This window comes from Tenuifilum thalassicum (assembly GCF_013265555.1).
GTDB lineage: Bacteria > Bacteroidota > Bacteroidia > Bacteroidales > Tenuifilaceae > Tenuifilum > Tenuifilum thalassicum.
In genome coordinates this window covers 2,820,171-2,835,639 of record NZ_CP041345.1, presented here as the reverse complement: position 1 = coordinate 2,835,639, position 15,469 = coordinate 2,820,171, and the positions used below count along the sequence as shown (strand labels likewise).

The window sequence follows — 15,469 nt, the reverse complement described above, 5'->3', positions numbered from 1 at the left end:
AATTAAATAGATATTTATATTTGTAAGCAGCATAAAGCTTTAGGCATGTTTAAACGGTTAAAAAGACGAAAAGAAATCAAAGAGAAAGTCTCATTATTGAAAACCATAACCCTGTTTAGAGAGGTTGATGAGAGGGCGCTTTTTCGTATTGCTTCGGTTATGGAACCTTGCGAGATTAAAAAAGGCGATATCCTGTTTAATAAGGGCGATAAGGACTTTGCTCTGTATCTTATTGTTTCAGGAAGAGTGAAAATCCACGATGGGAATCATACTTTTACAACTTTCGGCGCAAACCAATATTTTGGTGAGTATTCGCTTTTAGACTCTACGCCTCGCTCAACATCAGTAACCGCCATCGAAGATACTAAGCTTCTAAGACTCGACCAGGAACAGTTTAACAAGTACATTTTTAAAATACCCAGCCTTGCAAGAGGGTTATTACTTGGATTGGTGTGGCGACTGAGAGATTATAATGTTTTAGAGGAACAGCTCACGTCTAAAAACCTAGAAATTAAGCGACAAAAGGAAGAACTTGAAATACAACGCAAAGAACTTGAGCAGCTGAATCACATGAAAGATCGTTTCTTTGCCATAATTGCTCATGATTTGCGTAACCCTTTTAGTACAGTGCTTTCTCTTTCTGAACTTCTTGCTAAAGAGTTTTCTAATATTGAGCCCGAAAACCTCAAACTCTTTATTGAGCAGCTCTATAGATATTCCAATAAAACATTTAATCTTCTAGAGAACCTGCTTCAATGGTCAATGCTTCAGACAGGAAGATTGACACCAAAACCACAGCAAGCAAACTTGTCTGATATCATTTCAGATACTATTGATTTACTTTCGGGTAACGCCTCTAAAAAATCTATCAGGCTAAATTGGGTGGATAACAATGATTATATTGGTTATTTTGATGTTAATATGATTACTACTGTTATTCGCAACCTCATTAGCAATGCTATTAAGTTTACTCCTCAAAACGGTGAAATTTCTGTTAGCGTAAAAAGTGAGTTTGATAAATATCGAGTTTTTATTAAGGATAATGGGGTTGGAATGTCGAAGGAAATAGTCGACAAACTTTTTAGAATAGATACTAATCCATCAACTCCAGGTACTAATGACGAAAGCGGTACGGGGTTAGGCCTAATTCTTTGTAAAGATTTTGTGGAGAAAAATAATGGAAGCATAGGGGTTGAAAGTGAGGTGAATAAGGGTTCAACATTCTATTTTACCATTCCGCGATTCGATAATAGCCATCAATGAGAATTGCCATTCTTGGAACTCGTGGAATCCCCAACAGATATGGGGGATTCGAACGATTTGCCGAAGAAATTTCCTGTATTCTAGGTAGTAGAGGTTTGGAAGTTTTTGTTACCCGGCCTGCAGATAATAAAGGAATGGAGGTTTTTTCGTTAAATGTTATGGTTGTGGATATTCCGGTTAGCAAGTTGCTCCCTCAAAATCTACAAACAATAGTTTATGATTTCTTGTCGCTTAAATGGTGCTTAAAAAATAACATTGACGTAATCATTGAATGCGGATACGCCTTTTCTCCTTCGTTACTACTTTTACCAAGATCGATAAGAAACAAAATAATTACAAACCCCGATGGATTAGAGTATAATCGTTCTAAATGGGGATTAATTGCAAGACTTTATCTTAAATTTTCAGAGCGGCTAGCCTTTAAGTATTCGGAACAGATTGTTTGTGACAACAAGGCCCTTTTAGATGTTTACCGTAAATATCGAAGAATAATAAACTATATTCCTTATGGTGCAAACCCTATCGAGGTTATCCCAGATCCTGATATCATTCGCTCACTTACCAGTTTTAACCTAAATGAGTACTATTTGGTGATATCACGAATTACACCTGAAAATAGTATTGAGTTAATTCTGAACTACTTTGTCGGGAATAAAAATAGAAAGTTGCTTGTTGTTGGAGAAACCAATTCTACATATGCAAATAAAATTAGAAAGGTATATGGTGATTATGAAAACATAGTTTTTTTAGGGGGGATTTATGATCAGGTTGTTCTTAATGCTTTGCGTTATCATTGTAAGCTATACATACATGGCCACACTGCTGGCGGTACCAATCCATCGCTGCTTGAAGCAATGGCATGTAGGTGTTTTATTCTAGCACACAAGAATCAATTCAATCAGGCTGTTCTTGGCGAAGATGCTTTATACTTTTCGAGCGCTAAATCGTTGGCTAAACGTATTGATGAATTTGATTGCATTGAAGCTGATACCATAGAGAATTGCAAGCAAAGAAACTTTGATAAAATTGAACTTTACTACTCCTGGGATGGAGTTGCCGATGAATATGAAAAGATTTTTAACCAGATTGTGTGTTTAAATAAAGATAAAAGTAAATTTTAACGCGGATTTGGCCCTTTCAACTAAAAATGTTTTCGCCCAATAAGTAAGCATTATGTAGTGAGTGCTTCCCCCATTTTTTCTTGGACTCTAAGGTGATGTTGTCAACTGTAATTGGTAAATAAGAGAAATGAGTTTTCCAAAAGAAGAGAGTGCCTTTTGTAAGGCACCCTCTTAATTACTATATCCTAAGTGATATTACTCAAGAATTAGCTTTTTGATGATTTTTTTAGTTTCGTTACCTAATCGTATGTAGTACAAGCCTTTTGGTAAGTGCTTAATGTTGTAGCGTACTTCATCGCTAGTAGAGTTTAGCGTAAACTCTTTGCTGAATGCTAAGCCTCCAATTGAGTTATAAATTTCAATTCGGTATCTGCCAGGAATAAAGTTCGAGACTTTTATATTGAACTGACCATTTGTTGGGTTTGGATAAATGCTAAAGTCGAGTGAACTATTTGTAGGAACTGAGTTGTTTGATGTTACCTTAACAACAGCTGTATCTGTAGCGCTACAACCAAACTCATTGGTAACAGTTACCCAGAACTTGTGAGTTCCCAACCCCCTCATGCTTCCATCTACAAGCAAGGTTTGCTCTGTAGAGGAGTCGTTCCACAAGTACGATACAAAGCCTGCCCCTGCATCAAGTGTGTACTGTTGCGAAGCATCAATTTTAATAGTATCGTCGGGTAAATCAACATTAGGTGAAGGGTTTACTGTAACTGTTATCTCGTTTGAAGTAGCTTGACATCCACCACCAAAGGTAGCAACAACTCGATATGTTCCTGCGTCTGCGGCATTATATTCAAAACTTGTTGCCTGGTCGATATTTGTGCCATCTTTCTGCCATTGGTAAGCCTGACCATCACTTGGTGAAGCGGTGAGTGTTGTGCTAACCGTTTCGTTATCACACCATTCTGTTGGATCGGATGTGGCTATAGAAACCGAAGGTACACTTTGCACAGTTATGGTTATAGTATTTCCAAATGCCGTACAACCATTGGTTGTTGCCTGTAGGCTGTAATCGCCTTCTGAAGTGGCATTATAGGTTTGACCATTTGCTCCATCAATTGGGGTGTTGTTTAATAACCACTGGTAGCTATCGGCAGTTTCAGCTGTGAAGGTTACATCAATTGGGGTGCCTTCGCACCAGTTAGTTGGATCTGTTGTTGATATGGTGGCCGAAGGTAACGCGTTGACAATTATGTCTTTTGAGGCTGAGTTTACACATCCATTTCCATCGGTAATGGTATATGTAATTGTATGATTTCCTGGTCCTGCAGTTGTAGGATCAAATGAATTGCCAGAAACCCCCGTTCCGCCATAAACTCCACCTGATGGAGTTCCCTCTGTTAGTGTGATAGGAGATGCATCCTCACAAATTGGTGTGAAATCGGCAAGCGAAACAGTTGGAAGTGGATTGACAGTAATATCTTTAGAATCAGAGTTCTGGCAGCCATTGCCATCGGTGTAAGTGTAAGTAATAGTATGATTCCCTGGGCCTGCAGTTGCAGGATCAAAGGTATCACCAGAAACTCCAGTTCCTGAGTAAACACCACCAGCAGGGGAGCCTTCGGTAAGTGTTATGGTCGATGCATCTTCACAAACTGGTGAAAAGTCGGCAAGGGTTACAGTAGGAAGTGGATGAGAAACTATTTCTATTTCATTGCTTATTCCTGTACATCCATTCTTAATGACATAAAACGAATAGAATCCTGGTTCAGTAGCTGTATAGGTTGTTGTGTTAGCACCAACAATTGTTCCCCCATCTTTTAACCACTGATAATATGATCCATCTGCTGGCGAGGCGTTTAGTGTGGTACTGATTGTTTCCCCTTGACAATACTCTAAAGGATCGGTGGTGTTAATTACGGCATTGGGCACTGGGTTTACGGTTACAGTAATCTGATCTGTATTTTGACAACCATTCGCATCGGTGCCAATTACTGTATAAGTATCGGTTGCAGTTGGGTAAAACTCTTCGCCATCATTTACGCCTTTATCCCAAGAGTAGCTAACGGCGCCACTACCTGTTAAGGTTACACCATCGCCTTCGCAAACTGGGTTTGCGCTAGCATTTGCAGTAACTGTAGGTAATGGATTAACGGTTGTAGTTATAGTGTTAGTTAGCGCTTTGCAGCCCGCGCTTGATGTTACCTCAGCGTAAACCTGATCGCCATCGGCTAAAGCTGAGTTACTATAGCTGAATCCAGGTCCAGGTCCTTGAATGGGTAATCCATTTAGGAAAAACTCATAGGTGTCGCCACCTGTAGCAGTAAAAATAACATTATCGCCTGTACAGATGCTATTATCGGAATCGCTGCTTGTGAGCACCGCATTAGGCGCAGGGTTTGCTGAAGTGAGCTCTATTTGGTACTGTTGAGTGCAAGAATTAGCATCGGTAACTGTTACTGTATATGTTCCAGGTCCTAGGTTGATTTGATCCTTGTCTGTGGCACTACTAATATCTGGACCAGTCCAGAAATATGTATATCCTGGGGTACCTCCACTAACTGTAAGGCCAATGCTCCCATTCTTCGACTCTGGGCAGGTCGGCTTATTTTCTGTATGCGAAATTGAGATTTCGGTAGGTTGATTTAAGACAGTATAGTTTGTTTTACTGCAACCCTTGCTATCGGTTACTTTTAGCCAGTAACTCCCTCCTTTTACGTTTGAAATGGTAGGTGAAGTAAGGGTGTTAGACCATAGGTATTCATAAGGTGCCGTTCCACCTGTAAGATTATTAACACTCAATGATCCAGTATAAGAGTTGTAACATGTAGGTTCAGTTGCTAGAAAATCGAATGTGATTTCGGCAGGTTCTGTAACATCTGCACTTTTAATTGCTGTGCATCCATTCTGGTCTGTTATAGTTACTTGGTAAGTGCCAGCTGAAAGATTATTGATGTCTTGGGTTGTTTTTACCGGTGTGGTATTCCATGAGTAGGAGTAGGGTGCAGTTCCTCCTGTTGGGGTTAAGTCAAGAACTCCGTCATTTCCACCAAAACAAGTTGTTGGGTATGCAGTAATTGACCCGTTAAGAATTTGTGCTGGTTCTGTTATATCTACATTAACTGTTGTTGTGTCGTCGTCGCTTGTATCACCAGGTGTACCTTTGTCGTCGATAAGTGTGGCAGTATAGCTGCCTGCTGGTTTGTTTGTAATTGTTAGGGTTGTCTCACCACTTGACCAAAGAACTGAGACAGCGCCAATATTGTCAGTATATGAGATAGTTACCTCACCCGTGTTATCGCCTTTACATTTTACATCGGTTTTGCTTGTGACCCATGCGTGGAAAACCCTTTCATCAAGCACATTAAAAGATTTAGAATTTTGACACGATGAGTTGTCGGCTACTGTTACGGTATACTCGCCACCGTTATTTAAACCTGTGATGTCTTCGGTTGTTGCAATTTCTGAACCTCCAAATACCCAAGAGTAGTTAGTAAATACTCCGCTACCTCCACTAACGGTAATATCAACGGCGCCATTGTTTCCTGCACCAGTTATGTTTGTTACGCTTCCACTAATTTGAATTTCTGCTGGTTGGGATACTGTAATATTATCGGAGATATTACAACCATTGGCATCGGTGACCTGAACATCATAATCTCCTGCTGTGAGCCCTGATTGGTCTTCGCTATCAATTATATGCCCGTTTCCATTGCCCGAGGTCCAAAAGTAACCATAAGGCTGTGTGCCACCGCTAACAGTTATGTCGATTGCGCCATCTTGTAAGCCATAGCAGCTCACATTGGTAATTGTCTTGCTAATATTTAAAGCTGTGGGTTCTTGAATAGTATAGCTAACTGTTGATTGATTTGAGTTATTATCGGTTACAGTTACCTGATATGTTCCTGCGGAGATGTTGGTAATAGCAGAATCTGTGGCAGAAAATGGGATCCCATCTTTTAGCCAGGAATAGGTGTATGGGGGTTGCCCAAAATAGGGAGTAACCGTTAGGGCACCGTTACTTCCACCATTACAGCTAACATCTTTCTTGTAGGTGAATGTTGCCGTGAAATCGTTATGGTACTTAGTTAGGAATAAATCATTATATGTGGAGGCCGAATTGGTTAATGTGTTTGTTCCAACGGTAAGTGTGGGAGAAGTAAAATACCCCCCTAAATACACATTGTAATCTGTATCTAAGGCAACTCCCTGTCCACGATCTTCTAATGTTCCTGAAACAGAGTTAGCAAGAACAGCATTGGACTCAACATCAAACACGAAAAAACCTGCATCAACACCTCCACCCGATGTAATTGTGTTCAGGTTAAAATCGATTGAGTTTGAGAAGTAACCTGTGGCTACAAGGATGTTGTTATAAACATTAAGTCCATAACCAACATCAGCACCTGTTGATCCGATGGTTCGTTTCCAAATAAGGCGACCTTCAAGGTTATATTTCGCTAGAAATATGTCGTTGCCACCAACTGTTTGGAATTGTGATGATTGAAAGGTTGCTGTACTGTCAATTGTTCCTGTACCTTGAATATATCCGATAATATAAGCAGAATTGTCGTAAACTGTTATACTATTAAGCTGATCATCTGCCAGGCTACCACCTTTACGCACCCAGAGGGTGGTTCCATCAACAGAGCTGGCTTTAACTAAAATGATATCGCCACTTCCAACTGATGTGTAGGGTGTTCCGTCAATGGTAAGAGTGCCAGTCAATGCACCTCCAACATAAAGGTTATTAGACTCATCTATGCCAATGGAGCGAAAAAGAGAGGAGTTGTTGTCACCAGGGATTTGTTTTGACCATCGATAAGTTCCCGATGGGGTGAAACTTGCAAGGAACAGGTCGACATATGAATCGCTGTTAGTGTATACGTCCTGGTTGGTGCCATCGCCAACTGTAAATGTTGCACTTTTAGACATGCCAGCAACATAAAGGTTGCCATCTTTTCCTAAGGTTATTGCTGAAATCCTTTCGTTGGAAGTTCCTTTTGCAGCATTAAGAACCCACTGGAATATCCCATCTGAATTATACTTAGCAATAAAACCATCGTTTCCACCATCTGATGTAAGAGTGTTTCCAGACCCAAAATCACATGTTCCTTGATAAAAACCAGTGATGTAAACGTTCCCATAACTATCAACTACGAACGCATCAGGAGAATCTCCTCCGCTTCCTCCAATAGTATTGATCCATGTCAAATTACCATTAGAATCGAACTTTGCTAAAAAGATATCAAGCTTAGTGCTTGATGCGTCGGGGAAGCCCACTTTTGTAGTACCATCAATAGTTAAAGTTGATTTATAGGAACCATAAACATAAATATCTCCAGAATTTAAATATTCAACTTGAGCAATCCCTAACTCATTTGTTGAATTTGGATTGGGCGATTGAGTGAAATGCTTTAACCATATCCAATCGCTTTGTGCTTCTGCAAATACACTTAAACCAAATCCTATTATTGTCAGTAGAAATGTTTTTGTTTTCATCTTAGCTTGTTTAACATATTTTAATCAAAAATGAAGCCAAAGTTCTTAAAATAAAGAAAATGAAAATATAAAAAATATTAATAGGTTATTAGTAATAAAATGTACAATTTTCAACTCATAATATGAAAGATCTTTTACTCAAAATTAATAAAATAGACATTATATTTACAGTAAAATGAAATTTGTGAAAAAATAAAATAATAATTCATATTGGATATCCCAAAACTGCAACAACTTGGTTGCAAGAATCACTGTTTCCTAATGTTTTAAACTATCATTTTATTTCATGGAAAGAGGCAAATAAACATATACTTTCAAGCGATTGCTTTAACTTTGATTCACCTAATGTTCGAAATATTCTATTAAATGATGAAAAAAATAATCTTATAATAAGTTCAGAGTTCTTCTCTACTGCCATTAATTCTGGTTTCAATTATGGATATTTTTCATATGGAATTTCGCATAAACTAAAGTTAGTATTTCCTGAAGCTAAAGTTCTAATTTTTATTCGTCGTCAGCAATCGTTAATCGCATCGGCATATCAGCAGTATGTTAAAAATGGTGGTACATTTGGATTTAGACGTTGGTTGTATTCTGGCGAAGTATTTTGGTTTGAGCACTTATTGTACGATAATCTAATTTCTCACTATAAAAAATTGTTTGGTGATGATAGTGTTTACGTTTACTTGTATGAGAATTTGAAAGAAGACATAAGTGCCTTTACAAAAAAATTCTGTGAAGAACATAACCTTGAAATTAATTGGGAAAAAATAAATTTTAATCCAATAAACAGAGGGTTAAGGAGAATTACCATGCCTTTACTAAAAATCATTAATCATTTCTATAAAAAACCATTAGGGCGTAAACGTTACATCTGCCATATCCCTGGAATGACATTAATCGGCAAAGGAGTGGTTAAGTATTTAAACCCAATGCCCATTTTCGGTCGTTATTTAAGAGAGGATGATTTCTTAAAGCCAAAAGATTTAGAGTACATCAAAAACTTTTATAGCCAGCATAACCAAAATTTAACAAAATATGTGAGCAGGGACGATCTTGAAAAATTCGGATATTTCCTATGAGTAAAACCATTCTACATATTGGCTTTCCCAAAACTGCTACAACATGGTTTCAGCAAACTTTCTATCCCAATATTAAGAATGTTTGTTTTTTGAGCAGAGATTTTGTCTTCGATAACATTGTCTTTCAGGACATATTTAGTTTCAATCATCAAGAAATAAAAAACAAGATAGAGCAAATTTCTGGCGACAACAGAGTTGTTATTTGCGACGAGATATTTCTAGGAGGACTCGATATTGGTTTTGGAAACGGAGAGTTTTTTGACCTAATGGCCAAACGGCTTTACCTGTTATTTCCTGATGCTGAAATCGTTTTTTTTATTCGAAATCAGCATGCTGCCTTGGAGTCGGCTTATAGCCACTATATAATGAGTGGCGGAACCTACTCTGCAAAAAGATACTTAGGGATTAAAAGATTATATAGAAAACCATTCATGGGGTATCACCTTTTTAATCCTAAAGTATATGAGTATGATAAGGTTATTGGTACTTATGTGACGTTGTATGGTGTAGATAAAGTTCATATTTATTTATTTGAGGAATTTGAAAAAGACCCTTCAGAGTTTATTAAACACTACTGCGAAGATCTGCAAATCGATTTGAATGAAAAAATTTCACCAAATCGACTTAATAAACGTCTTTCATCTATTTCCTTGCAAAAACAAAGATTTTTAAATCGATTTACATTAGGTAATACCCCATACAAGCAGTACTTTTTTAATATTCCAAGGTTGTATAAATTTTCAAGAAGTCTTACTAAATATATTGATTCGTTTTGTAGTTTACCTAAATTTCAGTTTTCAAAAGATATTCATAATTGGATTGAAAAACGATTCAAAGAATCAAACCAGAACTTATCAACTTGGATTGATGCTGATAGATTAAAACATTGGGGATATCCCTTTTAAACTATTATTTGTTGGCAATATTATATTGATTGAAAGTTCAATTAGTAAATGCGAAAAAAATTCTTGAATGATGATGGTGATGGTCTGTTGATAATCGGAAATAACTTTTAGCAAAGCGTTAAAAAAGTTATTCTGATTATCAATAGGCAACGACAAGAAAAGAATTTAAATTAAAGAAAGAGAGAAAAACTAAAAAGTATTTTCTCTCTTAATGCAAATGTTCGACCTTTGTTTTCGCCAAAAAAAATACGGATGAAGCATTTGACATTGGAGCAAAGATACGCATTAAAAGCGTATTTGGATTGCGGGAAAACAAAAAGTGAAATAGCCAGGGCTTTAAAAGTTCACAAGAGCACTATTTATCGTGAAATAAGTCGCAATAGTAGCAAGCGAGGTGCTTATAATCCTGATTCTGCTAACGAGTTAGCGGAAGAGAGGAAAGAGCGTTTCTGTCAGAATCGCAGGTTTGATACAAGCATGCAAGTAAAGATAGACAATTGGATAAAAGAAGAGCAGTGGTCGCCTGAGCAAATAAAGGGACATTGTGATAGAAATGGAATTGAAATGGTATCTCATGAAAGAATATACCAGTACATAAGGGCAGATAAACAGGCTGGAGGGGAGCTGCATAAGCATATGCGGCATAAGCTAAAACACCGCAATCGTCCTGTTGGAGGGAAGCGTGTAGTTATAAAAAACAAGGTTTCCATTGACGATAGGCCTGCTGTAATAAACAACAAGGAGCGTTTTGGTGATTGGGAGATTGACCTAATTGTTGGGAGGAATAATAAAGGAGCAATGGTAACTTTAGTTGAAAGAAAAACATCAATGATTTTAATAAGGAAATTGGAGGATGGTAAAGATGCAGATGGACTTGCTAATACCGTAATTAGAATGCTACTGCCCTATAAGAACAGCGTAAAATCAATAACCAGTGATAACGGTTCCGAATTTGCCAGACATGAAAAAATAGCGAAAAAATTGCAGGCTGACTTTTACTTCGCTCATCCATATTCTTCTTGGGAAAGGGGATTAAGTGAGTACTCTAATAAATTAATAAGACAGTACATCCCTAAAAAATCAAATTTTGATAACTTTGATTCAGATTTTGTGAAACATGTACAACATAAAATAAACAGAAGACCAAGGAAGACTTTGCATTTTAGTACTCCAAAAACAGAGTTCTTTAATTGTGTCGCATTTGCTTGTTGAATTTACGGATTTAATTTCTTTATATCTTAGGCAATATAATGCGGAAATTTTATGTAATTTTGTCAGTTATATGGCAGACATGGAATTACAAAGTATAAAACAACGTTTTGGGATTATTGGTAATAACCCGTTGCTGAATAGAGCAATTGATATTGCCCGACAGGTGGCACCAACCGATTTGTCAGTTTTAATTACAGGTGAGAGTGGAACGGGTAAGGAGGTGTTTCCTCAAATCATACATAGCTACAGTTCAAGGAAGCATGGAACTTATATTGCTGTTAACTGTGGTGCTATTCCCGAAGGAACAATTGATTCCGAACTTTTTGGACACGAGAAGGGCGCTTTTACTGGTGCAACCGATAGCCGAAAAGGATATTTTGAGGTTGCCGATGGAGGAACAATCTTTTTAGATGAGGTGGGAGAGCTACCACTCTCAACGCAGGTGAGACTACTGAGAGTTTTGGAGACTGGCGAATTTATTCGTGTTGGTTCATCAAAGGTTCAAAAAACAAATGTACGTGTTGTTGCTGCCACCAATGTTAATCTTGTTGATGCAATAACAGAAAACAAGTTCCGCGAAGACCTCTACTACCGTTTGAACACTGTGCCGATAACAATTCCCCCGTTGCGTGACCGTAAAGAGGATATCCCATTACTATTTAGAAAATTTGCTGTTGATTTTGCCGAGAAGTATAGAATGCCCCCAATTGTTTTAGATGATGAGGCACGTAAGGTACTTATTTCGTATTATTGGCCTGGGAATGTTCGACAACTTAAAAACGTTACTGAACAAATCTCAATAATTGAACAAAAAAGGGATATCGATGCTGAAACGCTAAAGCGTTACCTGCCTGATTATAGCTCATCGCAGCTTCCAACCCTCTTTAACAAAAGGGGTGTTGTTGACGAGCAAACCTTTGCCACTGAGCGTGAAATCCTCTATAAGATTTTGTATGACATGCGAAGCGATATGAATGAGCTCAAAAAGCTTGTTTTTGATCTAATGCGATCAGGTAAAGTATCGGCTGAGCAGATTTCTTCCTCGCCCATATTCCAAGACATGAATTCAAGCGTCAATGAGCCAATTATTTCTCCTACCATTGCACGACCATCCGAAAGTAAAGCTTTTGTTAAGGATTTAAGCGATATTCAGGATACTGAAGAAATTCAAGAGGAAACTCTTTCGCTTGAGGAGAAGGAGAAAGAACTTATAATAAAGGCACTAGAAAAACACAATGGTAGAAGGAAATTAGCTGCGCAAGATTTAGGGATATCAGAACGAACACTTTATAGGAAAATAAAAGAGTATAAAATTAATCTTTAGCTATGATAAAACGCAAGGTTGCTGCTTTACTGATTTTACTTTTTGCTTTACTCTCACAGAATAGTTGTAAGGTTAGCTATACTTTTACAGGAGCTTCAATTCCACCCGAAGCAAAAACATTTAGCGTTGAACTTTTTCAGAACTTAGCAAGCATTGTTAACCCCACGTTAGCTAACTATATTACCGAGGAGCTTAAAAATCGATTTTTAACTCAAACGAGCCTTTCGCCTGTTCAAGATTTTGGCGATTTTGCATTTTCTGGGCAAATAGTTACTTACAATATTGCGCCTTCTGCAATTCAAGGTAACGAAATAGCTGCACAGAATAGGTTAACGATATCTGTGAAGGTTAAATTTGTAAACGCAATAGACCCAAAGCAAAGTTTTGACAAGACGTTTACCCAGTATGCTGTTTTTGATAGCAACCAGAATTTTGCCCAGGTTGAGCAATCGTTAGTACAGGAAATTGTAGAAAAATTAGTAGATGACATATTCAATGCAGCTGCATCAAATTGGTAAATAATGGAAAAGCAAGAATTTTATAACCTGATTAATGATGTCCAGCTTTGCACACAAACTAAGTGCGATGAGCTGGATGACCTATTATCGCGTTACCCGTTTTTTACTGCGGGTCGAATAGTAAAACTTCTTGCACTATATAAAACCGATATCAATAAGTTCAAAAGTGAACTTGCCAAGCAGTCTATTTTTATCCCAAATCGTCGATACTTAGTTTCTTTGCTGTCTGAACTTAATGAGGTTGATTCCATTAGTAAAACTAAAGAAGCTGAACCAAAGGTTGCTAAAGAAGAACTTGAAGAGAAGCCCCCAAAAGAGAGCAAGGAAAAATCTGCGGCTAAGAAAAAAACTACAGCCAAAAAATCTACTAAAAGTAAAAAAACTGCAGCTGCTAAGTCATCGGAGGTTGAGGGTTCTAAACCAGCAAAGAAACGAGGTAGGCCAAAGAAAAAGAGAGACGATGATGCAATATTGCTTATTGATAATGATGAAAAGCCTACGATTACCATTGATGCCGATTCAAAAAAGACAAGTTTTGATGACACTGATATTCTTGAGCTAATTGAGAATGGTAGTGAGGCACAAAATAATACTTCCGACCTAATAGAAAAATTTATTACGGAGCAGCCTACTATCCCTCGTCCAGTTGCACCGCAAAAACCAGTAGAAGCTGAGAATGTAGAGGACATATCGGTTCATTCCGTAAAAGAACCAGAAGAACTTGCTACAGAAACTTTAGCAGAGATTTATGCTCTTCAGGGTTATATTGACAAAGCAATTACTGTTTACGAAAAATTACGTTTGAAATATCCAGAAAAAAGTAGTTACTTTGCCGACCAGATTGAAAAGCTCAAAAAGGAACAACAAGAATAAGTTAAACTATAAATTACCATAAGCGATGTTTACGATTATAATGACATTTGTAGTGATAGTATCAATACTACTGATACTTATCGTTTTAGCACAGAATCCCAAAGGTGGTGGATTGTCATCGACCTTTGCTGGTTCTAATCAGGTGATGGGCGCTCGTCGTACAGCCGATTTCTTAGAAAAAGCAACTTGGTATTTAGCTATTGCATTAGTTGCGTTAAGTTTATTAGCTACTATTACTCAGCCTAAACATGGTGAAGAACAGAAGTCTGTTGTTGAGTCGAAGGTTAAAGAAAATCAACCAACTGCATTGCCAGAGATTCCAATACCTACAGAACAAAGTAGTGATTCAGCTAACTAAATCAAGAAAATCATTGCTTTAGCGCTTAAAAATATTAGTGGTTTGTTTTAGGCTCACCCTCATTATGGGGATGGGCCTAAAATGTTTTATAGCATAATGCTATATATTTGTTAAACCAATTCAATAGATTTGCCATCAAATCAGAAACTAAACTAATAAACGCCATGCCAAGAATATCAGAAAAAGGATTAGCAATGCCTGCTTCCCCCATTCGGAAGTTGGTGCCATATGCCGAAGAGGCAAAACGTAAAGGAAGGAAGGTTTATCACCTTAATATTGGTCAACCCGATATTCCCACACCTAAGGAAGCCCTTGATGCCGTTAAGAACTGCGATATTAAAGTTGTTGAGTATAGCCACTCAGCGGGTATAGAGAGTTATAGAAGGGGGCTTGCCAAGTATTATCAGAATGTGGGAATTGATATCACCCATAACGACATGATTATTACTGCCGGTGGGTCTGAGGCAATTACAATTGCTTTTTTAACCTGCCTAAACCCTGGCGATGAGGTTATAATTCCTGAACCTTTCTATGCTAACTACAATGGCTTTGCAGTTCAAGCCGGAGTTGTAGTAAAACCAATTGTTTCTTCAATTGAGAATGATTTTGCGCTACCTCCAGTAGAAGAGTTTGAAAAGCTAATCACCCCAAAAACAAAGGGAATTGTAATTTGTAATCCAAATAATCCTACCGGTTACCTGTACTCTAAAGAAGAGTTAGAGCAACTAGCTACCATCGTTAAGAAACACGATTTATACCTGTTTTCCGACGAGGTTTACCGTGAATTCTGCTACGACGGCAATTCACATTTCTCAGCCATGATGCTTGAAGGCCTAGAGAATAATGTTATTCTAATGGATTCCGTTTCCAAGCGTTACAGCATGTGTGGTGTTAGGATTGGCGCACTTGTTACCAGGAATAAAGAGGTGATTGCTACAGCCATGAAATTTGCTCAAGCACGCCTATCACCACCTTCATTCGGACAGATTGCTGCTGAAGGCGCTTTGAATACACCAGCAGAGTACTTCAAAGAGGTTTACGACGAGTATATTAAACGTCGTGATTTTATGGTTGAGGCGCTTAATAAAATGGAGGGTGTTTACTGCCCCAAGCCAAAAGGTGCATTCTACACCGTTGTAAAGCTGCCTATTGACGATAGCGATAAGTTTGCTCAGTGGTTATTAGAGCATTTTGAGCATAACAACCAAACTGTTATGCTTGCTCCAGCAACTGGATTCTACTCTACACCAGGTCTTGGAAAAAATGAGGTTCGCATTGCATACGTATTAAATGTTGATGATTTGAAAAATGCAATTGAATGCCTCGATATAGCATTAAAGCAGTACCCAGGTAGAACCCTGTAAG

General features: G+C 37.9%; 11 protein-coding genes. 10 read left to right on the top strand and 1 reads right to left on the bottom strand.

Annotation, left to right across the window (positions count from 1 at the left end; all coding sequences use genetic code 11):
- Positions 1-45: 45 nt before the first annotated feature.
- Together FHG85_RS11785 and FHG85_RS11780 are read left to right on the top strand one after the other, a co-directional pair.
- On the top strand, positions 46-1,263 hold the full coding sequence (locus FHG85_RS11785; protein WP_173076135.1) for an ATP-binding protein: 1,218 nt from the start codon (positions 46-48) through the stop codon (positions 1,261-1,263).
- Positions 1,260-2,384 (top strand): DUF1972 domain-containing protein, encoded by a 1,125-nt coding sequence (locus FHG85_RS11780; RefSeq protein WP_173076133.1) that lies wholly within the window; start codon positions 1,260-1,262, stop codon positions 2,382-2,384. The genes FHG85_RS11785 and FHG85_RS11780 overlap by 4 nt, the downstream gene beginning before the upstream one ends.
- 195 nt (positions 2,385-2,579) lie before the next feature.
- Here FHG85_RS11780 and FHG85_RS11775 read toward each other — a convergent pair whose 3' ends face one another.
- Complete coding sequence (locus FHG85_RS11775; protein ID WP_173076131.1) at positions 2,580-7,832, bottom strand: T9SS type A sorting domain-containing protein; 5,253 nt, start codon at positions 7,830-7,832, stop codon at positions 2,580-2,582.
- Positions 7,833-8,071: 239 nt separating this feature from the next.
- Between FHG85_RS11775 and FHG85_RS11770 the strand changes: the two genes are divergently transcribed.
- From FHG85_RS11770 to FHG85_RS11735, 8 genes are all read left to right on the top strand, one after another.
- The gene (locus FHG85_RS11770) at positions 8,072-8,914 is read left to right on the top strand and encodes a hypothetical protein (protein WP_173076129.1); all 843 of its coding nucleotides are present in this window, start codon (positions 8,072-8,074) and stop codon (positions 8,912-8,914) included.
- Positions 8,911-9,819 carry a hypothetical protein gene (locus tag FHG85_RS11765; protein ID WP_173076127.1) on the top strand — a complete coding sequence of 303 codons (909 nt, stop codon included), beginning with the start codon at positions 8,911-8,913 and terminating at the stop codon, positions 9,817-9,819. Before FHG85_RS11770 ends, FHG85_RS11765 begins: the two co-directional genes overlap by 4 nt.
- Before the next feature lie 252 nt (positions 9,820-10,071).
- Positions 10,072-11,031, top strand: coding sequence for an IS30 family transposase (locus FHG85_RS11760; protein WP_173076125.1), 960 nt, complete (start codon positions 10,072-10,074; stop codon positions 11,029-11,031).
- 70 nt (positions 11,032-11,101) lie between these two features.
- Positions 11,102-12,355: a sigma-54 interaction domain-containing protein gene (locus FHG85_RS11755; RefSeq protein ID WP_173076123.1), complete on the top strand. Its 1,254-nt coding sequence runs from the start codon at positions 11,102-11,104 to the stop codon at positions 12,353-12,355.
- Positions 12,356-12,357: 2 nt separating this feature from the next.
- Complete coding sequence (locus tag FHG85_RS11750; RefSeq protein ID WP_173076120.1) at positions 12,358-12,873, top strand: LptE family protein; 516 nt, start codon at positions 12,358-12,360, stop codon at positions 12,871-12,873.
- Between the two features lie 3 nt (positions 12,874-12,876).
- On the top strand, positions 12,877-13,746 hold the full coding sequence (locus FHG85_RS11745) for a hypothetical protein (protein ID WP_173076118.1): 870 nt from the start codon (positions 12,877-12,879) through the stop codon (positions 13,744-13,746).
- Positions 13,747-13,771: 25 nt separating this feature from the next.
- Positions 13,772-14,104, top strand: coding sequence for a preprotein translocase subunit SecG (secG, locus tag FHG85_RS11740; RefSeq protein WP_173076116.1), 333 nt, complete (start codon positions 13,772-13,774; stop codon positions 14,102-14,104).
- A 164-nt stretch (positions 14,105-14,268) separates the two neighbouring features.
- Positions 14,269-15,468 carry a pyridoxal phosphate-dependent aminotransferase gene (locus tag FHG85_RS11735; RefSeq protein ID WP_173076114.1) on the top strand — a complete coding sequence of 400 codons (1,200 nt, stop codon included), beginning with the start codon at positions 14,269-14,271 and terminating at the stop codon, positions 15,466-15,468.
- Position 15,469 lies beyond the last annotated feature (1 nt).

Bases quoted from the DNA above. Each gene is read 5' to 3' on its own strand.
- FHG85_RS11785 (WP_173076135.1), top strand. From the start codon at position 46: ATGTTTAAACGGTTAAAAAGACGAAAAGAAATCAAAGAGAAAGTCTCA.
- FHG85_RS11780 (WP_173076133.1), top strand. From the start codon at position 1,260: ATGAGAATTGCCATTCTTGGAACTCGTGGAATCCCCAACAGATATGGG.
- FHG85_RS11775 (WP_173076131.1), bottom strand. From the start codon at position 7,832: ATGAAAACAAAAACATTTCTACTGACAATAATAGGATTTGGTTTAAGT.
- FHG85_RS11765 (WP_173076127.1), top strand. From the start codon at position 8,911: ATGAGTAAAACCATTCTACATATTGGCTTTCCCAAAACTGCTACAACA.
- FHG85_RS11760 (WP_173076125.1), top strand. From the start codon at position 10,072: ATGAAGCATTTGACATTGGAGCAAAGATACGCATTAAAAGCGTATTTG.
- FHG85_RS11755 (WP_173076123.1), top strand. From the start codon at position 11,102: ATGGCAGACATGGAATTACAAAGTATAAAACAACGTTTTGGGATTATT.
- FHG85_RS11750 (WP_173076120.1), top strand. From the start codon at position 12,358: ATGATAAAACGCAAGGTTGCTGCTTTACTGATTTTACTTTTTGCTTTA.
- FHG85_RS11745 (WP_173076118.1), top strand. From the start codon at position 12,877: ATGGAAAAGCAAGAATTTTATAACCTGATTAATGATGTCCAGCTTTGC.
- secG (WP_173076116.1), top strand. From the start codon at position 13,772: ATGTTTACGATTATAATGACATTTGTAGTGATAGTATCAATACTACTG.
- FHG85_RS11735 (WP_173076114.1), top strand. From the start codon at position 14,269: ATGCCAAGAATATCAGAAAAAGGATTAGCAATGCCTGCTTCCCCCATT.